Origin of the sequence: Maribacter sp. PR1, assembly GCF_028464145.1 — a bacterium.
In the GTDB taxonomy this organism is placed as follows: domain Bacteria; phylum Bacteroidota; class Bacteroidia; order Flavobacteriales; family Flavobacteriaceae; genus Maribacter.
This window is the reverse complement of the sequence record NZ_JAQPCG010000002.1, coordinates 540,571-565,087: the sequence shown is the minus strand read 5'-3', so window position 1 is coordinate 565,087 and position 24,517 is coordinate 540,571. Positions and strand designations below refer to the sequence as shown.

Annotated in this window: 17 protein-coding genes; 7 read left to right on the top strand and 10 right to left on the bottom strand. The window is 38.0% G+C overall.

Annotated features, from left to right (window positions below; genetic code table 11):
- Window positions 1-79: 79 nt before the first annotated feature.
- The 4 genes from PP182_RS06140 (at window position 80) to PP182_RS06125 (ending at window position 4,995) form a co-directional block, all read left to right on the top strand.
- Window positions 80-1,162 (top strand): efflux RND transporter periplasmic adaptor subunit, encoded by a 1,083-nt coding sequence (locus PP182_RS06140; RefSeq protein ID WP_272650456.1) that lies wholly within the window; start codon window positions 80-82, stop codon window positions 1,160-1,162.
- Window positions 1,159-2,421 carry an ABC transporter permease gene (locus tag PP182_RS06135; protein ID WP_272650455.1) on the top strand — a complete coding sequence of 421 codons (1,263 nt, stop codon included), beginning with the start codon at window positions 1,159-1,161 and terminating at the stop codon, window positions 2,419-2,421. Before PP182_RS06140 ends, PP182_RS06135 begins: the two co-directional genes overlap by 4 nt.
- Window positions 2,422-2,431: 10 nt before the next feature.
- On the top strand, window positions 2,432-3,106 hold the full coding sequence (locus PP182_RS06130; protein ID WP_272650454.1) for an ABC transporter ATP-binding protein: 675 nt from the start codon (window positions 2,432-2,434) through the stop codon (window positions 3,104-3,106).
- A gap of 152 nt (window positions 3,107-3,258) precedes the next feature.
- Window positions 3,259-4,995, top strand: a complete 1,737-nt coding sequence (locus PP182_RS06125; RefSeq protein ID WP_272650453.1) for an ABC transporter ATP-binding protein — start codon at window positions 3,259-3,261, stop codon at window positions 4,993-4,995.
- Here the strand turns inward: PP182_RS06125 and PP182_RS06120 are convergent.
- The 4 genes from PP182_RS06120 to PP182_RS06105 all read right to left on the bottom strand — a co-directional run bounded on the left by PP182_RS06120 (window position 4,992) and on the right by PP182_RS06105 (window position 7,846).
- Complete coding sequence (locus tag PP182_RS06120; protein WP_272650452.1) at window positions 4,992-5,324, bottom strand: 2Fe-2S iron-sulfur cluster-binding protein; 333 nt, start codon at window positions 5,322-5,324, stop codon at window positions 4,992-4,994. The two genes, PP182_RS06125 and PP182_RS06120, sit on opposite strands and share 4 nt — an antisense overlap.
- Window positions 5,325-5,326: 2 nt before the next feature.
- Window positions 5,327-6,385 carry an NAD(P)/FAD-dependent oxidoreductase gene (locus tag PP182_RS06115; RefSeq protein WP_272650451.1) on the bottom strand — a complete coding sequence of 353 codons (1,059 nt, stop codon included), beginning with the start codon at window positions 6,383-6,385 and terminating at the stop codon, window positions 5,327-5,329.
- A gap of 67 nt (window positions 6,386-6,452) precedes the next feature.
- Window positions 6,453-6,692 (bottom strand): NifU family protein, encoded by a 240-nt coding sequence (locus PP182_RS06110; RefSeq protein ID WP_272650520.1) that lies wholly within the window; start codon window positions 6,690-6,692, stop codon window positions 6,453-6,455.
- A gap of 11 nt (window positions 6,693-6,703) precedes the next feature.
- A complete protein-coding gene (locus tag PP182_RS06105) occupies window positions 6,704-7,846 on the bottom strand; it encodes an Mrp/NBP35 family ATP-binding protein (RefSeq protein ID WP_272650450.1) in 1,143 nt (380 codons plus the stop codon).
- Window positions 7,847-8,048: 202 nt separating this feature from the next.
- On the opposite strand from PP182_RS06105, the gene PP182_RS06100 reads away from it, so the two are divergent.
- The 3 genes from PP182_RS06100 to PP182_RS06090 all read left to right on the top strand — a co-directional run bounded on the left by PP182_RS06100 (window position 8,049) and on the right by PP182_RS06090 (window position 10,926).
- Window positions 8,049-9,719 carry an amidase gene (locus tag PP182_RS06100; protein WP_272650449.1) on the top strand — a complete coding sequence of 557 codons (1,671 nt, stop codon included), beginning with the start codon at window positions 8,049-8,051 and terminating at the stop codon, window positions 9,717-9,719.
- A 149-nt stretch (window positions 9,720-9,868) separates the two neighbouring features.
- A complete protein-coding gene (locus PP182_RS06095; protein ID WP_272650448.1) occupies window positions 9,869-10,534 on the top strand; it encodes a DUF433 domain-containing protein in 666 nt (221 codons plus the stop codon).
- Window positions 10,534-10,926, top strand: coding sequence for a hypothetical protein (locus PP182_RS06090; RefSeq protein ID WP_094997175.1), 393 nt, complete (start codon window positions 10,534-10,536; stop codon window positions 10,924-10,926). Before PP182_RS06095 ends, PP182_RS06090 begins: the two co-directional genes overlap by 1 nt.
- A gap of 9 nt (window positions 10,927-10,935) precedes the next feature.
- Here PP182_RS06090 and PP182_RS06085 read toward each other — a convergent pair whose 3' ends face one another.
- The 6 genes from PP182_RS06085 to PP182_RS06060 all read right to left on the bottom strand — a co-directional run bounded on the left by PP182_RS06085 (window position 10,936) and on the right by PP182_RS06060 (window position 24,394).
- Window positions 10,936-11,601 (bottom strand): ABC transporter ATP-binding protein, encoded by a 666-nt coding sequence (locus PP182_RS06085; protein ID WP_272650447.1) that lies wholly within the window; start codon window positions 11,599-11,601, stop codon window positions 10,936-10,938.
- A 235-nt stretch (window positions 11,602-11,836) separates the two neighbouring features.
- A complete protein-coding gene (locus PP182_RS06080; protein ID WP_272650446.1) occupies window positions 11,837-14,224 on the bottom strand; it encodes a hybrid sensor histidine kinase/response regulator in 2,388 nt (795 codons plus the stop codon).
- Between the two features lie 216 nt (window positions 14,225-14,440).
- Window positions 14,441-16,855: an ABC transporter permease gene (locus PP182_RS06075; RefSeq protein ID WP_272650445.1), complete on the bottom strand. Its 2,415-nt coding sequence runs from the start codon at window positions 16,853-16,855 to the stop codon at window positions 14,441-14,443.
- Window positions 16,856-17,071: 216 nt separating this feature from the next.
- Window positions 17,072-19,519 carry an ABC transporter permease gene (locus PP182_RS06070; RefSeq protein ID WP_272650444.1) on the bottom strand — a complete coding sequence of 816 codons (2,448 nt, stop codon included), beginning with the start codon at window positions 19,517-19,519 and terminating at the stop codon, window positions 17,072-17,074.
- Window positions 19,520-19,547: 28 nt separating this feature from the next.
- Entirely contained in the window at window positions 19,548-21,965 is a 2,418-nt protein-coding gene (locus PP182_RS06065; RefSeq protein WP_272650443.1) for an ABC transporter permease, read from the bottom strand.
- A 29-nt stretch (window positions 21,966-21,994) separates the two neighbouring features.
- Window positions 21,995-24,394, bottom strand: a complete 2,400-nt coding sequence (locus PP182_RS06060) for an ABC transporter permease (RefSeq protein WP_272650442.1) — start codon at window positions 24,392-24,394, stop codon at window positions 21,995-21,997.
- Window positions 24,395-24,517: the final 123 nt, after the last annotated feature.

The following is a 24,517-nucleotide window of genomic DNA, read 5'->3' as shown; positions in this document are numbered from 1 at the left end:
CTAGTTTTGGATAAGATGATTAAAATGAAACCAGGTTCATGGAATTATTGAAAAGAAATCTAGTTAAAAACAAAGTAAGTTGAAAAAGAGCATTTTAATATTGATTGTTACGATGCTCTATTCCTGTGGGAATAAGGAGGAAAAAGTATATCCAAAAAGAACTGCTATGACAGAATCTGTCTATGCATCAGTCACTGTGCAACCTGATAGTCTTTATCAAGCTTATGCAGCAGTTGCTGGAATTTTGGATGAGATTTTGGTGGAGGAAGGCGATTGGGTCCAAAAAGGTACTCCCTTGTTTCAGATTACAAATACAGCTCCTGAGTTGAATGCCGATAATGCCCGATTAAATCTTAGGTTGGCAAGGGACAATTACAAGGGCAGTTCTGCCGTACTGTCAGCCTTGGAAGATGAAATCCAATCGGCCGAACTTACCTTAAAAAACGATTCCATCAATTACTTTCGTCAAAAGAAACTTTGGGAACAGAACATTGGTTCAAAAGTACAGTTCGAAAACAAAAAATTAGCTTACGAACTTGCAGTGAACAACCTACGTCTACTTAAAAACCGCTATGAACGGACTAGAAATGAGCTTTCTACACAATTGCAACAGGCCCAAAACAATTACAAAACCGCTAAGGCCAATACGGCCGACTTTACCATTACGAGTAAAATCGATGGAAAAATCTATGCCTTATTCAAGGAACCTGGCGAAATCGTGACCACAATGGAACCATTGGCATCTATAGGCAGTAATAATGTATTCGTCATTGAAATGCTGGTCGACGAGGTCGATATCGTAAAACTTGCCAAAGGGCAAAAAGTACTGATTACCTTGGATGCTTACCAAAATGAAGTTTTTGAAGCAAAGGTCAACAAAATTTATCCCCGTAAGGACGAGCGATCACAGACTTTTAAGGTAGAGGCGCTTTTTAAAACCCCTCCAATAACCCTTTACCCAGGCTTGGCTGGAGAGGGAAACATCCTTATTGCACAAAAGGACGATGTGCTTACTCTTCCTAAGTCCTATCTTATCAATGAGAATAAAGTACGTACGGAAGATGGCTTTGTAACCGTTAAAATTGGTCTTCAAAACCTAGAAAAAGTCGAAATTTTAGAGGGTATAGATGCAAGTACGCAAATATTAAAGCCTGAGGAATGACCAATTGGAGCATTATACTCAATATTGCCAAAACGCATCTGCTGACCAAGATGAAAAGTACGGTAACCGCTACTCTAGGGGTCACCTTTGGGATAGGCGCCTATATTACCATGGCGGGCTTTATGACCGGACTCAACGACTTACTTGACGGACTTACCCTCAACAGAACACCACACATTCGATTATATAATGAAATTGAACCTTCGTTAAAACAGCCCATTTCCCTATATACAGATTTTGAGGACACATTTAACGTAATCAACTCTATAAAACCTAAAAAAAGTCAGGAAAAAATACATAACGCACTACCCATACTAGATTATCTCAAAACAAATAATGCAATTAAAGGGGCCACCCCACAGTTACAAGCTCAAATATTCTATCTATCGGGTTCCATTGAACTGGGCGGAATACTCGTTGGTGTGGATATAATAGAAGAAACCCGACTTTCAAATATTAACGATTACATCATAGAAGGAACTCCAGAAGCATTACGCAACAACAGTAATGGAATCCTATTGGGCGCCGGATTAGCCGATAAGATGTCACTCTCGGTAGGCGATCGCGTGCAGGTGAGCACCGTCGCAGGGGACATTTTCCCGCTAAAGATAGTAGGGATTTATCAAAGCGGGCTTGCGGAGATAGACAATGTGCAGAGCTATGTTAACCTAAAAACAGCACAAAGCATTTTAGGGCAACCCGAAAATTTTATTACAGATATTAATATGCGACTGTTCAATATAGAGGCGGCTCCTGAAATGGCAAGACAATTGGAGAGTCAATTCAATGTTAAAGCCATCGATATAAACGAAGCCAATGCACAGTTTGAAACCGGTTCCAATATCAGGAACCTTATAACCTACGCTGTTTCCATAACCCTATTGATTGTAGCCGGATTCGGCATTTACAATATTTTGAATATGCTTATCTATGAAAAAATGAAGGATATCGCCATTTTAAAGGCCACCGGTTTTTCTGGGCGAGATGTGGCCTTGATTTTTATGAGTCAAGCTATGATTATAGGCCTTTTGGGTGGATTGTTGGGATTGCTGGTCGGGTTTGGACTTTCGGTATTGATTGACAATACGCCCTTTGTGACGGAAGCGCTACCCACAATCAAAACCTATCCAATAAACTATAGCCCTTTGTTTTATGCAATTGGCATCGGCTTTGCTTTGTTATCTACATTTGTCGCAGGTTATCTACCAGCAAACAAGGCGAAAAATATTGATCCGGTCAGAATAATCCGGGGAACTTGAAACTTGAAATATGAAGCTAGTTCTCGAAACTAAAAACGTTAACAAACACTTCTATAAGCCAAAGGATTTTCATGTACTAAAAGACATATCATTCAGGATCAAAGAAGGTGAATTTGCCTCTATCATGGGCAAGTCCGGTTGTGGAAAGTCTACCTTGCTCTACATTCTCTCAACCATGGATACCGATTATACTGGGGAGCTCTTTTTAAATGACCGTTTGATTACTGGAAAATCCCACGAGGAACTATCGCGCATTCGAAATAAAAATATAGGGTTCGTTTTCCAATTTCATTATTTACTAACAGAATTTAGTGTTATTGAAAATGTAATGCTACCAGCTAAAAAACTGGCCGTGAAATCACTAAAAGAAATTAAACATGACGCATATGAAAAGTTAAAAATGCTTCATATAGATCATCTGGCGGAACAACGGGCTTCACGCATTTCCGGAGGCGAAAAGCAACGGGTGGCCATAGCCAGGGCTTTAATAAACAATCCAACAATTTTAATGGGAGATGAACCAACGGGAAACCTCGATAGCCATAATTCTCAAAACGTCTTTAATATTTTTAAGCGGCTTAGCACCGAGGAGGGACTCTCGCTATTGGTTGTAACGCATGACGAAGATTTTGCTAGACTTACCGACCGGATAATACAAATGGAAGATGGGAGAGTAATTGATTAATGCTCCGTAGCGAAGAATTTTTGAGATAACAACTGTTCTCGGTTTCATATTTCCACGGTTCATTTTTAGTATTACAATTATATTTTATGCCTTTAGGAATAAGAACCACTTTTTATCCCACTCACTATTTAACAAAAAAGTATTTTTGCAATATGGCAGAAAAAAAAGTCAGTATACTTACCGCGTTCAAAACCATTATTTGGCCCAGGAGAAACCTGGTTTTTATTGGATTAGTTCTTATTGTTATTAGCAAGGCAGCTAGTTTTGTTCCTGCCTACGCATCTAAGTCCCTTTTTGACGATATTCTACCGAACAAAGATTTGGAAACCCTTAAAATTTTGGTCATTGTGGTTATTGTAGCCATATTGGTCCAATCCGTAACCTCGTTCCTTCTTACTTATATTTTAAGTGTCCAAGCCCAATTTATGATTTCGGAACTGCGAGCCCAAGTACAGAAAAAAGTGCTTTCGTTACCTATACGTTTTTTTGATAATGTTAAATCCGGTGCTCTAGTTTCACGTATCATGACCGATGTTGAAGGAGTTAGAAATCTCATTGGAACCGGTCTAGTACAGTTGATAGGTGGTACTATAACGGCCGTTGTTTCCTTGGTAATCTTATTGAAGATTAGTGTTGGAATGACGCTTTTTACTTTGGTGCCATTGGCAATTTTCGGATTTATCGCCCTAAAGGCATTTAAGATAATTCGTCCTATTTTCAGAAATAGAGGTAAAATAAATGCCGATGTAACGGGAAGATTAACGGAGACCTTGGGTGGAGTGCGCGTTATTAAGGGGTTCAATGCTGAGGCTCAGGAACATGCTATTTTTGAGGATGGCGTTGCCGAGTTGTTTAGAAATGTTAAGAAAAGTCTGGTAACCACAGCATTTATGACCAGTTCTTCAACTTTTCTAATCGGCCTTGCAACGACTGGAATTATGGGTTACGGAGGGTATAAGATTATAGAGGGCACATTGACCGAAGGTGAATTCATAATGTTTACCATTCTTTTGGCGCAAATGATTGCCCCTATCGTACAAATGAGCAATATTGGAAGTCAACTCACTGAAGCCCTTGCCGGTTTGGATAGAACGGAAGAGCTCATGAACAAGACTCCTGAATCTGACGAGGAAAACAGAACTATAGTTCTAGAAAACATAAAGGGCGATATTGTTTTCAACGATGTTTCCTTTGCCTATGAAGAGGATAAAGAGGTTTTGCATAATATCAATTTTGAAGTTAAGTCGGGTTCCGTTGTGGCTTTGGTAGGTAGTTCTGGATCGGGAAAAAGTACCATAGCCGGTTTGGCAGCAACATTTTTGAATCCTGAATCGGGTACAATTACAATTGATGGTAAGGATATTTCCAAAGTCAACCTCAATAGCTACCGCAAGAATTTAGGTGTAGTGTTACAAGATGAATTCTTGTTCGAGGGTACGATTAGGCAGAACATTCTTTTCCCCAGACCAAATGCCAGTGAAGAAAAACTACGAGCCGCCGTTGAAGCGGCTTACGTAAACGAATTTACGGATCGGTTTGAAAAAGGGTTAGACACCCTTATTGGGGAACGTGGCGTAAAACTATCTGGTGGACAACGCCAACGTATCGCAATTGCAAGGGCCGTATTGGCCAATCCGAAAATATTGATATTGGACGAAGCCACTTCCAATCTGGATACGGAAAGTGAATCCTTGATTCAAAAAAGTTTGGGTGCTTTGACAGAAGGCAGGACCACTTTTGTCATTGCCCACCGCTTAAGTACCATTAGAAAAGCCAATCAAATACTCGTTATTGAAAATGGAAGGATAGCAGAACAAGGCACGCATGATGAGCTAATTGCAACCGAGGGTAGATATTATAATTTATTTACCTATCAAGCGAGGATTTAAAGTTCCTCTGGAGCAAGTTCTACTTCTAGTCCGTCCATATCTTCATTGATATGTAGTTGGCAACCTAAACGGCTATTCTCACGAACGTTAAAAGCCTCGGATAGCATAGCTTCCTCGTCATCGCTTTTCTCTGGCAGGTCATGGTCCGATATAACATAGCACTGGCAAGATGCACACATGGCCATACCGCCACATATGCCTATAGTTCCTTCCGGGGCAAGTTCATAAGAACGAACCACTTCCATTAAGTTCATGTTCATATCAGTTGGTGCATCAATTTCGTGCAATACACCTTCTCTGTCGGTTATTTTGATTTTTATATCGGTCATTTCTAATCAATCGCTTTTACCACGGCTTTGGGTGCTTCTTTTTTGGAACCATCAAAACCACTTATGCCACCAACGGTGGTATACTTCATTACATATTTTTTATCTGGAAAAATTCTTTGATAAGCACTTTGACACATAAGCGTAGCCTCATGAAAACCACATAAAATCAATTTTAATTTACCAGGATAGGTATTAACATCACCTATGGCATATACCCCAGGAATATTGGTTTGATAATCAAAGGTATCTACCTTAATGGCGTTTTTTTCAATTTCCAAGTCCCAATCCGCAATAGGTCCAAGTTTTGGTGAAAGTCCAAAAAGAGGAATGAATTCATCGACTTTTAAATGGATATCCTCTGCAGCGTTGGAGGTCTTCCGGATTGTTACGGATTCCAATTTGCCCTCACCCTTTAAACCTACAATTTCACCTGGGGTAACTAAATTAATCTTACCCTCGTTCTTTAGTTGCTGTACTTTTTCTACGGAATCCAATGCTCCTCTAAACTCATTTCTTCTATGTACCAAAGTAACCTCTGAAGCCACATCGGCTAAAAAAATACTCCAGTCCAAAGCAGAATCCCCACCACCTGCAAGGACAACTTTTTTATCGCGGTAAATTTCCGGGTCCTTTATCATGTAGGCGACTCCCTTATCCTCATAATCCGCTAGATTTTGTAGTAAGGGTTTTCTCGGCTCAAAACTACCCAGTCCTCCGGCTATGGCCACAACTGGGGCATTATGTTCTGTTCCTTTGTTGGTAGTGACCACAAAGGTACCGTCGCCCAATTTTTTAATGGTTTCCGCCCTTTCCCCAAGGGTAAAACCCGGTTGAAAAGGTTTTATCTGCTCCATTAGATTATCCACTAAATCACCTGCCAATACTTCCGGAAATCCGGGGATATCATAGATAGGTTTTTTGGGGTAGATTTCTGAACACTGTCCACCTGCCTGGGGCAGGGCATCAATGAGGTGGCATTTTAATTGTAATAATCCTGCTTCAAAAACTGCAAAGAGGCCTGTTGGTCCGGCCCCTATAATAAGTATATCTGTTTTAATCATGTAAAGCGCTATTAGCGGGCTAAACTACTCTTGGGAAAGTTTAAAAATTATGATTTTAATCAGGTTGTTATTCAACATTCACAACTTCTTCTATTTGAGGGGCATATTTTTTAATGGTCATTTCTACCCCGCTCTTCAAGGTCATCTGATTCACGGTACACCCTACGCAAGCGCCATGTAATCTTACCTTGACTGAGTTGCCATTGTCAATAGAAATAAGGGAAATATCTCCACCATCACTTTGGAGGAAGGGACGTATTTCATCCAATGCCTTTTCTACTTTTTCTTTTAAATCGTCCGAAGTCATTGTTGTCATAACTACTTCTTTTTAACAGCAGAACAGCCTGCCATTGTTGTTATCTTAATCGCCTCCGTAGGCTGAATATTTTTATTTCTATTAACTACTTGTTGCACCACATTCTTTGTGAGTTCCTCAAACGCAGCCTCTATGGGTGTGGCGGTCTGTAAAGCAGCCGGTCTACCAACGTCACCTGCCTCCCTGATACTTTGTACCAATGGAATTTCTCCTAAAAAGGGCACCTTTAAATCTTCCGATAGGTATTTAGCACCTTCCTTTCCAAAAATATAATATTTGTTATCTGGAAGTTCTGCAGGAGTAAAGTAGGCCATATTTTCTACAATTCCTAAAACGGGAACGTTTATAGAGTCTTGTTGAAACATTGCCACTCCCTTCCTTGCATCGGCCAGCGCAACTTCTTGGGGTGTACTTACCACGACAGCACCCGTTACAGGCATTGATTGCATAATACTTAAATGTATATCCCCTGTTCCCGGTGGTAAATCCAATAGCATAAAATCGATTTCGCCCCAATGCGCATCAAAAATCATTTGGTTTAATGCCTTTGAGGCCATAGGCCCCCTCCAAATTACGGCTTGGTTGGGTTGCGTAAAAAACCCGATGGAAAGTAGTTTTACCCCATAGTTTTCTACAGGTTTCATTTTGGATTTGCCATCCACATTTACCGCTAAAGGTTTTTCTTGAGCCACATCGAACATAATAGGCATGGAAGGCCCATAGATATCAGCATCCAAAAGACCTACTTTGAATCCCATTTTGGCCAAGGTTACGGCTAAATTTGCAGTAACCGTCGATTTTCCAACTCCTCCCTTTCCAGAAGCTACGGCAATTATATTTTGAATTCCAGGAATCGGTTTTCCTTTTATTTCATTCGTTTTGGTAGGTTTAGCAGGAGCATCGACCTTAATATTGATCTTTATTTTGGCCTTCGCATAAACTTCCCTATGAATAGCCTTCAATATTTCAACTTCGGTTTTTTTTCTTGCCTGCAGGCTAGGGTTTTTTATGGTAATATCCACTTCTACCTCATCACCAAATATTTGAATATTTCTTACTGCCTCACTTTCTACCATATTCTGGCCTTCACCAGGAACTGTAATGGTCTCCAAAGCCTTTAAAACCTCCTTTTTATCTATCTTCATTATGTATATTCATTCTAAACAACAAAGATAGTCCTTAGGTATGAGATTAAGAAGCCATAACATTGAAATTGAAGATAAAACAATAGGAACTATTTATTTTAACAAAAAGTCAAAAAGTCATTTATTATCCCTTTTTGTACTGTAAATAAGGTTTAAAAAGACCTAATTGTAGTATTTTAGAACCCAACCAATTCCTTATTAAATGCGAAAGTCCTTTTCTGGTAAACACATTGTTTTAGTTTCAGTTATTTTGACTTTTTTTCTAAGTTCCTGCGGTGGGGCAAAAAAGTTCTCCAAAAAAGATGTAAAACGAAGTCAGGCATTAGTGGGACTTTCCTTTACAAACAAACAGATAGACACTCTATATCCTTATTTGCAACGAAATAGAAAAGGATTCGATTCTTTGAGGAAATATGATTTGGATTACACGGTATTTCCTGCATTAAAATTTGATCCCCTACCCCTTAATTTCACTCCCAAACCGCAAGCCGATTTCCCATCTTGGGAAATTCCTAATGATGTGGAATTACCTACCAAAAAATCGGAGCTTGCTTTTTACACAATTCCTCAACTCGCTTCATTGATAAAGAACAAAAAAATCACTTCTGTTGAATTGACTCAATTCTTCATTGATAGAATAAAAAAATACGACGATGTCCTACAATCGACCATTACCATTACGGAGGAACTGGCTATGAATCAGGCCCAAAAAATGGATGAAGAATTGACAACAGGAAAATACCGGGGCATTTTACATGGAATTCCCTATGGAGTAAAGGACCTTATGTCCGTTGAAGGTTACAAAACTACATGGGGAGCAGAACCTTATAAAAACCAACAGTTTGATATGACCGCTACGGTTGTTGAAAGGTTACAGAAAGCCGGGGGCGTCTTAATTGCTAAATTGGTATCCGGTTCACTGGCACGGGGAGATGTTTGGTTTGGAGGAAAAACCAAAAACCCATGGGATACCAAACAAGGAGCCAGCGGTTCTTCTGCGGGTTCAGGTTCAGCAACCTCTGCAGGTTTAGTTCCCTTTGCCCTTGGTACGGAGACATTGGGCAGTATTACCTCACCAAGTAACCGAAATGGCATTACAGGTTTACGTCCTACCTATGGAAGGGTAAGCAGGTACGGGGTCATGAGTTTAAGTTGGTCCATGGATAAAATTGGTCCTATGGCCCGAAATGCCCAAGATTGTGCTATTGTTTACAGCATCATATCTGGAAAAGACCCCAAAGACCCAACAACCACTGACTATCCTTTTGGGTTTGACAAAAACAAAGATGTCCGTACACTTAAAATTGGATATTTGAAAGAAGACATCGATAAGGATACTTCCAAATCCAAAGACAATTTGACAAAAGCCCTAGGAATATTCAAAAAAATGGGGATTAAAATGGATTCCTTAAAATTACCGGAAGATCTCCCTTTTAGTAGCTTCGACATTATTCTCAGGGCAGAGGCTGGAGCATTTTTTGATGATTTAGTGCTTTCGTCAGATGTTGATAAAATGGTGGAACAAGACCAACGGTCCAGGGCAAATTCCCTACGGCAAGCGCGATTTATTCCCGCAGTGGAATACTTACAGGCCAATAGACACAGGGAAGTATTAATAGAAAAAATGTACCAATTGATCAAGGATTACGACGTCATCATCTCTCCTTCCTTTGGCAATAGACAGTTGGTCATTACGAATTTAACGGGACACCCTGTAATCGCCATTCCAACCGGGTTGGACAAGGACAAACACCCCACCAGCATCACTTTGGTAGGGAATCTCTATGACGAGGCCAGTATTCTTCTATTGGCAAAAGCCTTTCAAGAAAACACGGAATTTGATGAAATGCATCCAGAAGGGTACATGGATTAATATCTTAAATTTGCATTCTTTAACAAAAAATAACTAAACTATACATTATATTAGAAGTAAATCAATTAAAGCAATTAATTGATACAAAATTAGTTATTGATAATGGCAACAATCTATAACAAGTCACTATTTATAATATTGAGATAACGATGGTACGCGAAAAACTTGAACTAGGAGCTGGTATATATACAATTACAAGCATTTCCGATATTCTTAAAATTAAGAAGAATAAGATTTCGCATATTTTCAATTATTATTATAACTATAAACTCGAAGATTCATCAAATCATAAGTATTTATTGGATATTGAAGGTCATAAAGCTGTAAATTTTTTAAGCCTTGTTGAAATAAAAATTTTTTTCACTCTACATGAACACGGTATTAAATATCCAACAACTTTCAAAGCGCATGAATTTCTTTCCAAAGAATTAAAAACGCCCTATCCGTTTGCTCATCATGAAATATTGATTTCTGGATCTGATATTCTTTTTGAATTAGATAGCAAGGATTTAATAAAAGCAGATGAATCCAAGCAAACTGCAATCAAAGGCATAGTCCTTCCTTTTTGTAAGAAAATCGAGTATAACTCGAAAAATATTGCAAAATCCTATTATCCATTAGGAAAAGAAAAATCTATTATAATAGATCCTGAACATCAGTTTGGCGAGCCAACAATAAAAAACACAAATATTCTCGTCCAAAGTGTTGCTGAAATGTACAACGCAGGAGATAGCAAGGAGTTAATTTCAAACATTTACAATCTCAATTATGAGACTATAAATGATGCGATTTCCTATTACAATCAATCTGCTTAATGGAGTTTTTCTTTGACGAGAATTTCGACAATAATATTCCTGACGCATTGAATCTAATCGAAAAATTAGAAGGTAAGCACAGTGTAAGTCCGACAAGAAGAATATTCAAACCAGGCATTAAAGATCCTAATCTAATTCCAAAGATTTCAAAAAAGAAAGGAGTTTTGGTAACGTTTGATAGAAAGGCCCTTAAAGCACATATTAAATTGCTGAAACGTCATAAAGTATCGGTTTTTGCTTTAAGCTTTGGCAGCGAAAAATATTCAGAAAAAGTTCATTTGATTTTAAAGAGTTGGAAGCTCATTAAGGAAAAGGTCGAACTACATGAGAATTTGAAACAAAGACCATATTTCTATAAAGTTTCCAATAATGGATTAAAGGAATGGAAATAATAATACAAATTAAACCTTTCTCCCGTCCAATAAATTGATGATTCGGGAACCATAGGCCGCATTTTTTTCAGAATGCGTCACTTGAATAATGGTGACCCCATCTTCCTCGTTCAATTTTTTAAACAACTCCATAATTTCCTCACTCTGTTGCGAGTTCAGATTTCCAGTTGGCTCATCCGCTAGAATTAACTTTGGGTTTGCGATCAGTGCTCTGGCAACTCCTACTAATTGCTGTTGCCCACCACTCAGTTGCGAAGGAAACAAATCTTTTTTGCCTACAATGTTGAAGCGGTCCAACATATCCGCCACCATGGCCTTACGTTCAGAACCCTTGAACTTTTTGTACAATAATGGCATTTCCAAGTTCTCCTGAACAGTTAAATCATCCAATAAATGGTAGGACTGAAAAACAAACCCTATATATTCCTTATAAAGGTTGGAACGGTGCTTCTCCTTTAAATTATGTACAGATTCATCCAGAAAATTATACTCCCCTTCATCAAATGTGTCCAACATTCCTATGACATTCAATAAGGTGGATTTCCCAGATCCGGAAGGACCCATTACAGAAATGAATTCGCCCTCATTAATCTCCAAATTAATATCTTTTAAAAGAAAGACACGTTGACCGCCGGAGTTGACCCATTTAAAAATATTCTTTAGTTGTAGTAACATAAGTTTAGCTTGATTATACTTTATGTAAGTGGTGTTATAACTAAAAGTTTAACCACTATTGTACCAAAAACATAATTAATTGATTTTTAATTATTTAAAAAATAATTCGCCTTTTGATGGTAAAATTATTTTACAAGCAATGTATAAAATTTTTACACTTAATAGGTCAACAATACAGAAATCAGGATTAGAGATGTTCTCTAGGTTTGGGGATAAATGAGTTACACCCCCTAAACTATATGACTTTCCTTAAATTATTTGTAACCTTTTTATAAACAACTTCTGCACTTATAGGTTTTGTAGCATAATCATTTACCCCTAGACGGAATATTTCCTTTCTTGTTTTCTCGGTACTATCCGCTGTTAGAACCACGATGGGAATGTCTGTTTTTTCATCTGATACCATTCCACCCCTAATCATCGCTATTGCCTCAAAACCATCCATCACAGGCATTTGTAAATCCATCAATACAATATCGAAATCATTTTGAGCCAATAGCTCTAAACCTTCCTTTCCATTATTAGCAATAGTCAATATGGCGTTTTTCCATTTTTTTACAATCAACTTAATTACCTGTTGATTCATTTTATTGTCTTCCACCAATAAGATATTAATTCCTTCTAAATTAATTTCTTTCCGGTAATCCTTACCATCCTTTGAGATGTCCAATTCGGGGGCATAACCCATTTCAAGATGAACAGAGAATTTAGTTCCTCCTTCTTTGTTTCTTCTTACGGAAATATCACCATTGTGTAAATCAACATACGTTTTTACAATATAAAGTCCCAGCCCCAAACCGCTGAACTCCCTTTTATCCAAAAAAGATTTTTTAGTGAAAGCCTCGAAAACCGTACTCATCTTTTCTTTAGAAATGCCCGTCCCTGTATCGCTTACCTCAAAATCCAAGCAAAGTTTTTTTCCTTCCAAAATCTTATAGCTCAAACTAAAGCTTACTGTACCACTGCTAGTAAACTTTATTGCATTATCCAATAAATGCTCTATAATCTTGATTACTTTGGCTCTATCACCTATAATACCTTTAGGAAGGTCACTGGGTAAGTTATAGGTAAAGTCCAATTTTTTATGCTCAGCCTTTATTTGGTTTTCGCTAAAGACCTTCTTTAGAGAAGTTTCCAAATCGAAGGGCCAGTTTTTTAATTCTTGATTTCCTTTTTCAATAATTGTAAAATCTAGAATGTCATTTATATATCCCAAAAGATTTTCCGAAGAATTTAGAATTAATTTACTTTTCTCCTCTATTTCTGTTTTTTCATTATGTCCATCTAAAGAGTTGGCAACGCCCATGATAAGATTTAAGGGAGTTCTAAGTTCATGACTGATATTGGAAATAAAAGATGATTTAATTTCATTCATATCCTCAGAACGCTGTAATGCCAGTAATTGGTTTCTATCATTTTCCATACGTAGGGTTCGTATTCTTTTGCTCATGGAAATTGAAAGGAACATTATTTCCAATCCTATTCCGAATTTGGCACCATTGTCCGTAAAAAATGAATTCTCAACAGCATTGAAGTTGTTTAGTATAAAAACAATAAAACCAAAGACTAAAAACGAGATACCCATAACAAAACTTATATCAACTGATATCCCTTTCTTTCTATAATACGCCAAAGTAGTCAACGTTTGGACCAGCACTATTAAACCTATTGCATTCGCTATTGGATAAGAAGCCGATAATAGGCTTGGGAACAATACCAAAGCCCCTATAGCTACTAAAACGGTAACACACATTCCCTCATAGGAGTAATGTAAAATTTTGTTCCGTTTCTTAATTCCCAAAAATTCACTTCCATATTTAACAAAGAATAGAAGAGACAACAACGCCGATAACAATACGGAATGATTGGACAGCCAACCTCCATTAGGCGTTATATACTGATGAAAAAAACCATCTAAAGAAAATTGCATCATTGCTATAAAGAACACATAAAGACTATAATATGCGAAGGCAATATCCCTAAGACCGAAATAAAAAAACAGATAGACCAGGAACGCCATAAATAGTATGCCGTAAAACAGACCATAGAACATTTGTTCTTTATAGGTGGCTTCCAAAAACGTTTCTTTATCAATTAAGTTTAAAGGGAGCATTAAAACCTCTCCATCACTTTTAAGGTGAACAAATACCGTAATCTTTTGCTTTGGAGCAATTTCTATATTAAAAATAGACTTCCGATTGCGAACGGTTTTTTCATCAAAAGGAATGAGGTCTCCACTCTTCTGTTCTATTATTTCTCCAATGTTATCAATTAAATAGAGTGTGGCAACATCCGTAATCGGCCTTGCCGTTTCCAAATAAGCATGAAATTCCTCATTCGTATTGTTTTCCAAGTCGAATTTTACCCATAATTGGTCTTCTGTAAAGCCATAATTGGTTTTATAGTCCGCCATTGGCTTAAAAGAAAGCGCATTATGGTTCTCGAGAATGTATTCAATAGTACTGGTTGTATCTCCTGCGACATACATAAAAGCATTTGCTCTTATAGAAGTCGATTCTTCAAAGTCCGGACCAATTTGTACTTGAGCTGTGGCAGTAGAAATACCACAAAGGAGAAATATAAAAGTAGCCCCAATTGATATCAGCTGTTCTTTTAGTAGCATAAACGTAAGTAGGTTTCATAAACTTGCCTTTGGGAAGCAAGGTTATTTTTTTAATTGGGTATCATCACCCAATTTTCCGTTCTTTAAAAAACGGGAGTTTATGCAGTAATGGTACGTTTTTCGGTTCTACAGTAGAAATATTCGATTAAGACGGTATTCAAAGCATTTTTTAGTTCTTTTGACCAAGGACGGACATTAGCTCAATTAAAATTTTAGCTATTCTTGTCTTAATGAATCTACTGGATTTCCCATCGCAGCTTTAATCGTTCTGGCACCAACTGTACACAAAGCTATTACGGCCGCTAACAACCCAGCTCCAAGGAAAAATATGGGACTAAGGTCAATTTTAAACGGATAATTCTCCAACCATTCCTTCATAAACCACCAAGCTAATGGGGATGCAATTAAAAATGATACCCCAACTAATTTCAAAAAGTCCTTCGTCAATAAAAAAGCAATATTGGCCACACTGGCACCTATTACTTTTCTAACACCAATTTCTTTGGTGCGTTGATTAACAATCAATAGCGAAATTGCAAAAAGACCTATACAACTCAAGGCAATTGCAAGTATGGATCCACTTGTGATCATAGTGGTCACCCGCTCCTCTTTTCTAAAGGTCCTGTTTATGTTTTCATCCAAAAACGAACCTAAAAATTTAGAATTGGGAGAAATCTTCGCCCAAGCACTTTTGATGGCATCGTAGGACTTTGCCAAGTTGACCGGGGCTACTTTAACGTAAGCATAGTACAAATCATAATCACGACTCATCATCATGGTGATGGGTGCTATGGTCTTATCCAATTTTTCAAAATGGTAATCTTTGACTACTCCTATTACCGGAAAGCGTAATGAATCATTAAAACTAATATATGCCGTCAACGGGTCCTCTTCCCCAAACTCTTTGGCCATCGCCTCATTGATAACTGCCCCAGACTTGTCACTTGCGAATTCCCTGTTAAAGTTCCTACCAGCTACTAGTTCCAAATCCAATGTTTCTACGTAGTCATAATCGACCGTCAAATAGTTTGTATTGATTATCCTGTTCTTGTATTCAAAACCGAACATACTACTTGAAACACTACCATCTTTTCCATATCCTAGATTATTGTCGGCTCCCGAAATTTCTAGGATGTCCGGATTACCAGCTAATTCATTTCGTAATAGTTCCAAAGCATCATAGCTATTCTTTTTACCGTCCAATGGAAAGGAAAGTACTTGTTCTTTATTAAATCCAAGGTCTTTATTACGCATAAAATCCAACTGACTATGCAAAACCAATGTCCCTGTTATCATTAAAATGGCAATCCCGAACTGTAAGACCATTAAAGCATCCCTAACCCTATTCTTACCGGAGACATCCAATTTTCCTTTTAAAGATTGAATGGTTCCCATTTTACTCAAAAGTAAAGCTGGATACCCTCCTACTATTAAGGTTATTATGAGAATAGCAAATACAAAAAATAAGATATTTATTGGAGTCAAGACCAGTCCAAAAGAGACATCCGTTCTAAAAATTGTTTTAAATTCATCAATCAACAAAGCGCTTATCATTAAACCGATTCCAACGGAAAAAACAAATACAAGTACACTTTCGGTCCAAAATTGAAAAAAAAGCTGTTTGCGTCTTGCTCCCAGTGTTTTACGCATGCCAATCTCTCTTAACCTTTGCCCGCTTCGAGCAATACTCATATTAATAAAGTTGACGCAAGCGATAAAAAGAATTAAAAAAGCAACACCCAATACTAAATAGGCATTACCTCGACTCACTTCGACATATCCATTTCGGAACGTCGCAAAATTTTCATCCAATAAAGGTAAAAGCTCAAACTTATAATAAAGACCATCGGCATCCGGCTGGGCACCATCGCGCTTGGCATTAGCTATTCTTTCTTCAAAATTATTGCTGACCAAGGAACGGGTTGCCTTATCAAACTCGCTTGATTCCACATTCTCAGACAATTGCACGTATACATCATGATATCTTGCACCCCATTCATTTTTATTTTCTAAATATTCTGCATCTTTTTCGAACCGAACGGCAACTTCAAAATCCAATATACTCTGCGATGGTGTATTTCCAACAACGGTTCCAACTGTAAAAGGCTGGTCTCTGCCATTAATAAGAATTTGTATCGTTTTGCCAATGGGATCCTCAGTCCCGAACAATGCTTTGGCCGTTCCTTCGGTAATGACTATATCGGATTGGTTTTCCAAAGGATTGTCTATTTTTCCAGAAATAGCGGGAAACGTGAACATTTCGAAGAAATCTGCATCGACCCAAATGGCATCCATATTAATTTCTTTTTCGTCATAGGTAAGTACCGCTTCCTGCTGCAAATGGCGGGTAGCCTTTTTTATACCCGGCACTTCTTCCACTAGAGCAGGCATTAATGGAGCGGCATGGCTTACGCTTACTTGAGGGCCTTTAGGGTTTTGCCATACGGAGTAGACCTTATAAATATCCTGGGCATTGGTATGAAATTTATCATATGATAAATCAAAAAAACCCGCCATGGACAATAGAATGGCAACACCGAAAGCAACGGACAATCCAAAGACGTTTAGAATTGTAAAAGTTTTGTTTTTAAGAAGACTACGCCACGTGGTTTTTAAATAATTGTAAAACATGATTTTTCATTTTTTGATTGATGCAAAGTAATGATATGATTATTCTAGTCTTGCTGGATTATATAGAAATCGATTACCATGCCAAAAGATTAACAATTTGAAAATGAATTAATTATAATTAAACAAGTATTCGTCACTGTCTAACATTTTTACAAAAAATGTAAAATATGTTGACAATACATTGATTAAGAACGTAGGATTTAAAAGAAAATGACGCTATTCTATTCTCAGGTTTTTAACTGGGTCTGTATTTGCAGAGGATACTGTTTTTACACTCATGATTACTAATGCGATAAACATCATCGATAACCCGCTCAATACAAAAATCCACCAGCTTAACCCAGTTTTGTTGGTGAAACCTTCCAACCAGTGATTAAGTCCGTACCATGCGATAGGAGTAGCAATTATGAAAGCAATAAGGACCAATTTTAAAAATTCTTTGGATAGCAATATGTTCAATTGAACCACAGATGCTCCCAGAATTTTACGAATACCTATTTCCTTTATACGCCGCTCCGTTGTATGAATAACAAGTCCAAACAAACCAAGGCAACTGATGAGAATAGCTAAACCCGTTGCCCATTGAAGTAATATAGATGTTTTTCGTTCGGATTCGTAAAACCGTTTTACGGTGTCATCCATAAACGTGTATTCAAAATCAGAATCAGGATATATGTCTTTCCAAATAGCTTCAATCTGACCAATGGTTTGTGACCAGTCGCTTCTTTCCAAATTGCTCAATTTGAAATGAATGGTTCTAAACTGGGTCCATTTATCGGTGTATGAGCTTCCCGTAAATGCCATAGGAGAGACACCATATTTTAGTGAATGCTGGTTAAAGTCTTCCATAACACCCACAATGGGCAAATCCTCATTATTCGCTTTAAAAGTTTTACCCAATGCATCCATGGGATCACTAATTCCTATAACTTTTAAGTAGGAGGTGTTCACCACGTATTCTCTTATAGAATCGTTTAAAGGCATTCTGCCAGCCAACAGTTTTAAATCATACAAATTGAAAAATTCGGGATTACCATATAACAACTGTATATCCGAATTTACTTCGTTATCACCCTTATGGTATGTAACCCCCATACTCATCGTAGTAAAAGATGCTGGAGGATTTCCGGACAGAACTGCTTCCGTGACACCCGGAAGATTGTTTATTTCCTTTACAAATCGTTTTCTTTTATCGTAAGAGACATCGCGCCAAGGGGTTCTAAAATAGGCAATGGCCTCCGTTTTAAACCCCATGTCCTTTTTCATAACATAGTTTAGTTGTTTACCTACAAGTACAGTGGAAATGATAAACACCTGGGCGATTACAAATTGGAAAATGGTAAGATACTTGCGCATTGTTCCCTTATCTGAATTGGGTATAATTTGTTGTTTTAGAACAGATACCGGTTTGTATTTTGATAATATAAGGGCTGGATAAAACCCGGATAATAAAGTCACCAAAACCAATAAAAATATTACACCAATAAGCACCCATGGGTTCCAAAATATATCGAATGTAAGTCCTTGAGGAATAAAATCAGAAAATAGTAACAATAGCCATTTGGATAGAAAGAAGGAAAGAATGGCCGCTACGGAAGTAAGCAAAAAGGTTTCTCCTAAAAATTGAAATACCAACTGAATTCTGGAGCTTCCGAGCGTTTTTCTAATTCCTATTTCCTTGGACCTCTGTATTCCTTGGGCCGTATTTAAATTTATGAAATTTATACATCCAAGAACTATGAGAATAACGGCCAGCAAAAGCAAACTGTTTAAAGCGGAGATTGTGGTTCGGCTGTCATTAAAATCAAATGTACCGTACAATGGATTTAGATGAATGTCGGCCAAGGGTTGCATGGTATAGGTATTCGTTCTACCCTCAGCTACCATTTCAGGATTATCGTGTTCCTTGGCTATTCTTGTTAAGGTTTTTTGCACGTCAGCCGAACTTCCATTTTTTGTAAGCTTGATAAACAACTGAGAAGCGGAGTTGGTGTTGTCCCAACCAGATTCCATTGTATTGGTAATGTCTTGGGTGATACCTGTTTTTAAAGAAATGAATTCCTCGAAAACAATATCCGTTCGATCCTCAAAGTTTGCTACAATGCCAGAAACCGTTGTGGATATGGTGTCTTGATATACAATTGATTTTCCAATTATATTTGTTAGCTCTTCATTTGGGAAATATTTCTTTGCTCTTTGTTCGGATAGAACGACTTTATTAGGCGCTTGCAATGCCTTTTGTTCATTTCCCGCAAGCCATTCATATTCAAAAGTTTTAAAGTATGAATCATCCGTATAAATTACGAAGTCCGGTCTTTTAAATTTATTTCCTGTTTCCGGATTTTCTACATATAGTGGGTATGCCGTAAAAAATGGTGCTACGGACTCTAGTTCCGACATTTCCATATTATGTAATTCCTGAGCCAAGGGCACGGTTACTCCTGCATTATAAAATTCTCCACTTGGACTTTTAAATGAAGTCGTTATTCTATAAATACGTTCACCGTCTGGATGGAACTTGTCAAAAGAAAGATCGTAATATACCATGGCCCCGATGACAAAGGCAGCACTTAAGCCAATGGAAAGACCTAAAATATTGATGAAGGAAAAAACCTTGTTCTTCCATATGTTTCTGAAGGAAATTTTTAAATAGTTTCTAAACATACATATTTCCAGTTTTTATTGACCGAGCTTATTCTGTTCTTAAACTTTTTACGGGGTTCGCAGCTGCGGCTTTTATTGTTCTTGTTCCCACAGTTATCAAGGCAATCAAGGCGGCTAAAAACCCCGCTCCTATAAAGAACCACATACTCAAGGGAACATGAAACGCATACTCTTGTAACCACCTATCCAAAGCATACCAAGCAATAGGAGTTCCGACAACAAAGGCAACACCTACTAGTTTTAAAAAGTCTTTGGTCAATAAAAGTGTAATAGAAGAAACACTTGCACCTATGACTTTTCTGATGCCGATTTCTTTGGTCCGTTGGGCAACTACCAATAATGACATGGCGAACAAGCCGATACAACTGAGCACAATACCCAAAATAGAACCACTGGTGATAATGGTAGCCATTGTTTTTTCCCGCCTAAACGTACGGTCCACATTTTCATCTAAAAAAGAACCTATAAACTCGGCATTGGGTTCCACGGTTTGCCATGCCCTCTTGATCGCTTCATAGGATTCGGTAATATTCGTAGGCGCCACTTTTATGTAAGCATAGTATAGATCATAATTCCTGTCAAGAAATAGGGTTAAAGGTTCAATTTTTCTACTGACATCCTTAAAATTATAATCCTTTATAACCCCTATTACCGAGTAGGCTACGGAATCCTCATTAAAATAGACACGTGTTGCCAAGGGATTTTCCGTCTCATTAAATTCTTTGACCATGGCCTCATTGATGACCATACTCAAACTATCGGCACTATATTCCCTACTGAACATTCTACCTGCTACCAATTGAAGGTCTAAGGTCTTGGCAAAATCATAGTCAACTGTTTGTACGTTAGTCCGTAACCCGCGCCCTTTATAATCAAACCCCATTACACTCGTGGACGCACTACCATCTCTACCGCGCCCTAGGTTATTATCTGCACCACTAACACTAAGGATATCTCGGTTTCCTTGTAACTCGTTACGTAACAATTCTATAACACGATAACTATCTTTCTTTCCGTTTAAGGGAATAGACACCACTTGTTCTTTGTTGTAGCCAAGGTTTTTGTTACGCATAAACTGTATCTGTCCTTGAAAAACCAAAGTGCCACTTATTAAAATAATAGCAATGACAAATTGCACCACAATAAGCACATTCCGCAACCCATTCTTGCCCATTTCCCATTTTCCCTTTAGCGCGTTTAACGTATTCAACCTGCTCAATAATAATGCTGGGTACCCACCTGCAATAAAAGTGATGGCCAAAATACCCAATAGAAAACCAAGTAAAATAGTAGGTGACATTAAATTAGCTAAAGTAGCTTCGGAATTAAACAGTGTCTTAAAGGGTTCTAACAGTAGATTACTCAATATAAAACCCAAAATAATAGACAACATAAAGACCAATAAACTCTCTAACCAGAACTGAACGAATAACTGCCCCTTAATGGCGCCTAGGGTTTTCCGCATGCCTATTTCCTTAAGGCGTTTTTCGCCTAAGGCAATATTCATATTTATGAAATTGGCACATGCGATAAAAATGATTAAAAAAGCGATGCCTAATATCATATACGGGAAGATGCGCTGTACGCGCACCACACCGGTTGCAAAAGACGCAAATCGTCTGTCTGAAGATGACAATAAACTCAACTGCACGTAACGCCCATTGACATCGGGCAACGCTCCATCACGTTCCCTACTTTCTATTTCTTCTCTAAAGTGCAACTTTGAAAATTCAACGGTGCTTTCCTCAAATTGTTCAACAGACACACCCTGTTCCAATTGTAAAAAAACCGAATGGTTACGGCTATCCCAATCGTCTTTATTTTCATCATATTCACGATGGTTCTCAAAGGGAATGGCGATGTCAAAATTAGCACTGCTATTATTGGGAATATCTTTTAAAATCGCAGAAACCGAAAATGGTTTTTCTTCTTTTCCTATTTTTAATCTTACGGTTTTTCCAATACCATCTTTAGTACCAAATAATTTGTTAGATGCTTTTTCTGTAATGGCAATGCTATTCCTATCCTGAAGAGGCTTGCTCGTATTCCCAAACACCACAGGGAAGCTGAATATCGAGAAATAATCAACATCCAGATATTCTGCATCTAAATTCAATTCCTTGTCTTTATAAATTACCAAGACATTGGTGCTAAGTGCCCTCGCAATGTTTTTTATTCCAGGTACTTCTTCTTTTAGGGCAGGCGCAAAAGGCACTGATTTAGATAGGGCAATCTCAGAACCCTTTGGAGTTTGAGCGGAAGCGTATACTTGATAAATGGAATCTTTATTCTTGTGAAACTGGTCATAGGACAATTCGAACAAAGCGTTCATCGCCAAAAGAATGGCTACGGTAAAAGCCAAAGTCAGCCCTACAATATTGGCCGTAGTGAATACTTTGTTCTTTATTAAGTTTCGCCAAGCGATTTTTAGATAATTCTTAATCATTATTTTTTATTGTTCCGATTAATGCTGTTTTATTCCGTTCGTAAACTTTTTACGGGATTTGCCTTGGCTGCTTTAATGGCCTGAAAACTTACTGTTAAAACCGTAACACCCATAGCACCCAACATGGCCAGAGCAAATATCCACCACTTTAATATTACCCGATAGGGATATTCCTGCAACCAACCATTCATGATATAATAGGCAATGGGAACAGCGATAAAACAAGAAATTACCACCAGTTTCAAAAAGTCTTTGGAAAGCATATTCCACACATTGAAAATAGATGCGCCCAACACCTTGCGCACTCCAATTTCCTTTTTCCTTTGTTCCGCCACAAAGGAAGTAAGTCCAAAAAGCCCCAGACAACTAATCAAGATGGCCAAAGCAGTAAAGACCCCCGACAAGGTTCCTATGCGCTCTTCCGAAGCGAATTTTTCCCCGTATTGACTATCCACAAATTCATATTCGAACGGTATATCGGGGAAATGCTCCTTAAACACTCTTTCAACTACCGCTAAATTCTGACCAGCGCTTTGATTGGGATTCAACCGAAGGTTATAATAACTTGAATTATTGAACCGATCGTACACATAAATTCCCTGTTTAACAGGTTCGTAAGGAGATTGGGCAATCATGTCCTGTACCACACCTATTATTTTTAAGGGTGGCCCCGGATCCTCCTCGTCATCATCCTTTAAAAGTTTACCTACGGGATCGGGCATTCCCAAATATTTTTTTGCAGTTTCATTGATAAGCACTCCTAAGGAATCTGTGGCAAACTCCCGTGAAAAATCCCTTCCCTCTACAATTTTCAAATTAAGTGACTTTGCATATTCGGGTGAAACCTCAGTCCATGCCAAATCTTCCTGAAAACCTTCAGGTTTTCCTTCCCAAGTAAATCCACTTCTATTTGACCATATTTGGGTTGTAGGACTACTGGAAGTAGACATTTCCACCACCGATCCAGAACCTATAAATTCAGTTCGCATTAAATCATATTTCCCCTCAAAGTCTTGACTGAATGTAGGTATCTGAATCAAACCTTCTTTATCGTATCCGATGGGGCGATTTTTGGCATAATTAATCTGTTGCATAACGATTACAGTACCTATAATGAATGCAACGGATACCGTAAACTGAACCACCACCAATATTTTTCTTGGAAGACCGGCATATTTTCCGGATTTAAATGAACCCTTTAACACATCCACGGGTCTAAAAGAAGATAAATATAGTGCCGGGTAACTCCCCGCCAATAGCGAAGTGAATAAAATAAATACTAGCGAAACCAACCAAAACATACCATTGGCCCAAGGAAATGAAATTTCCTTTCTTGATAGATCATTAAAGCCGTTCAACGATACTAGTACAATAAAAATTGCAACAAAAAAAGCAAAAAGGACCACTAAAAAAGATTCACTTAAAAACTGATAGATCAATTGCCCTTTTTGCGAACCAATAGATTTACGAATACCCACCTCCTTGGCCCTTTTTTCAGATCGGGCGGTACTTAGATTCATAAAATTGATACATGCCAACAAAAGAACAAATGCTCCAATAATACCAAAAAGCCAAACATATTTTATGCGGCCACCTACCTGTTTTCCGTTCTCAAAACTATTTCTCAGGTGCCAATCCTCCATCGGAAATAGGAAAATTTGTGGGTTGAACTCTGCAGAATTCTCATTTAGGGTTTTCTTTACATCCTTAATTTTCTGCGTTACACTTGACATCGTTGTATTGTCCGAAATCTGCGTGAACATTTGAAAGGAATTATTACCCCATGAGTCCTCCGCATTTCTTATCCACTCATTGTTGGCCAGATATTTTTCCCAAGGAATGATAAATTCTGTATCGTTAAAAGTGTTATTAAAGGGAATATCACTGTAAACAGCACTAACATTCATATCATGTTCGTTGCTTACTTTAATAGTCTTTCCTATAGGGTCTTCGCTCCCAAAAAGGGCATTAGCCGTAGACTCGGAAAGCATAATGGAGTTGATTTCCCTTAATCCATCTTTATCCCCTTTTATAATGTCTAGGTTAAAAAGTTCCGGCCCCACACGCTGCATATAATTCCCTGGCCTAGAAATACTTTTTTCACCATATTTCAAATAATGGTCATTGGTCCAGGAACACATAATCAAATGTTTAAAGTTATCCCCATACCCATCCCGAAGCGCCATTTCCAATGGTCTGGGAATGGCAGGACCCGTTCCCGTTTCACCATTAAAAGTCTGGGACTGGTACACTTGGGCTATCTTATTCTTATTTTTAAAATAGCTATTATAGGAAAGCTCGTCCTGAATCCACAGGCCAATAATCAAGGTAACGGCCATACCCAAGGCCAGTCCACCCACGTTTATTACCGAATAACCCTTATTTTTAAGAAGGTTTCTCCATGCAATTTTTAAATAATTTTTAAACATGTTTCTCGATTTTTTGATTGATGCTTCTACTACGATCGGCACTGGTTGATGAACACTTCTAGCTCTACAACGACTAATTTCATGCCATGATATTAATCATCTGAATATTAATTAGTTACAGAA

Coding starts and splice junctions, on each gene's coding strand:
- PP182_RS06110 (WP_272650520.1), bottom strand. CDS start 6,692: ATGACTTCGGACGATTTAAAAGAAAAAGTAGAAAAGGCATTGGATGAA.
- PP182_RS06115 (WP_272650451.1), bottom strand. CDS start 6,385: ATGATTAAAACAGATATACTTATTATAGGGGCCGGACCAACAGGCCTC.
- PP182_RS06105 (WP_272650450.1), bottom strand. CDS start 7,846: ATGAAGATAGATAAAAAGGAGGTTTTAAAGGCTTTGGAGACCATTACA.
- PP182_RS06125 (WP_272650453.1), top strand. CDS start 3,259: ATGGCAGAAAAAAAAGTCAGTATACTTACCGCGTTCAAAACCATTATT.
- PP182_RS06065 (WP_272650443.1), bottom strand. CDS start 21,965: ATGATTAAGAATTATCTAAAAATCGCTTGGCGAAACTTAATAAAGAAC.
- PP182_RS06095 (WP_272650448.1), top strand. CDS start 9,869: ATGGTACGCGAAAAACTTGAACTAGGAGCTGGTATATATACAATTACA.
- PP182_RS06130 (WP_272650454.1), top strand. CDS start 2,432: ATGAAGCTAGTTCTCGAAACTAAAAACGTTAACAAACACTTCTATAAG.
- PP182_RS06120 (WP_272650452.1), bottom strand. CDS start 5,324: ATGACCGATATAAAAATCAAAATAACCGACAGAGAAGGTGTATTGCAC.
- PP182_RS06060 (WP_272650442.1), bottom strand. CDS start 24,394: ATGTTTAAAAATTATTTAAAAATTGCATGGAGAAACCTTCTTAAAAAT.
- PP182_RS06135 (WP_272650455.1), top strand. CDS start 1,159: ATGACCAATTGGAGCATTATACTCAATATTGCCAAAACGCATCTGCTG.
- PP182_RS06080 (WP_272650446.1), bottom strand. CDS start 14,224: ATGCTACTAAAAGAACAGCTGATATCAATTGGGGCTACTTTTATATTT.
- PP182_RS06090 (WP_094997175.1), top strand. CDS start 10,534: ATGGAGTTTTTCTTTGACGAGAATTTCGACAATAATATTCCTGACGCA.
- PP182_RS06070 (WP_272650444.1), bottom strand. CDS start 19,519: ATGTTTAGAAACTATTTAAAAATTTCCTTCAGAAACATATGGAAGAAC.
- PP182_RS06075 (WP_272650445.1), bottom strand. CDS start 16,855: ATGTTTTACAATTATTTAAAAACCACGTGGCGTAGTCTTCTTAAAAAC.
- PP182_RS06085 (WP_272650447.1), bottom strand. CDS start 11,601: ATGTTACTACAACTAAAGAATATTTTTAAATGGGTCAACTCCGGCGGT.
- PP182_RS06100 (WP_272650449.1), top strand. CDS start 8,049: ATGCGAAAGTCCTTTTCTGGTAAACACATTGTTTTAGTTTCAGTTATT.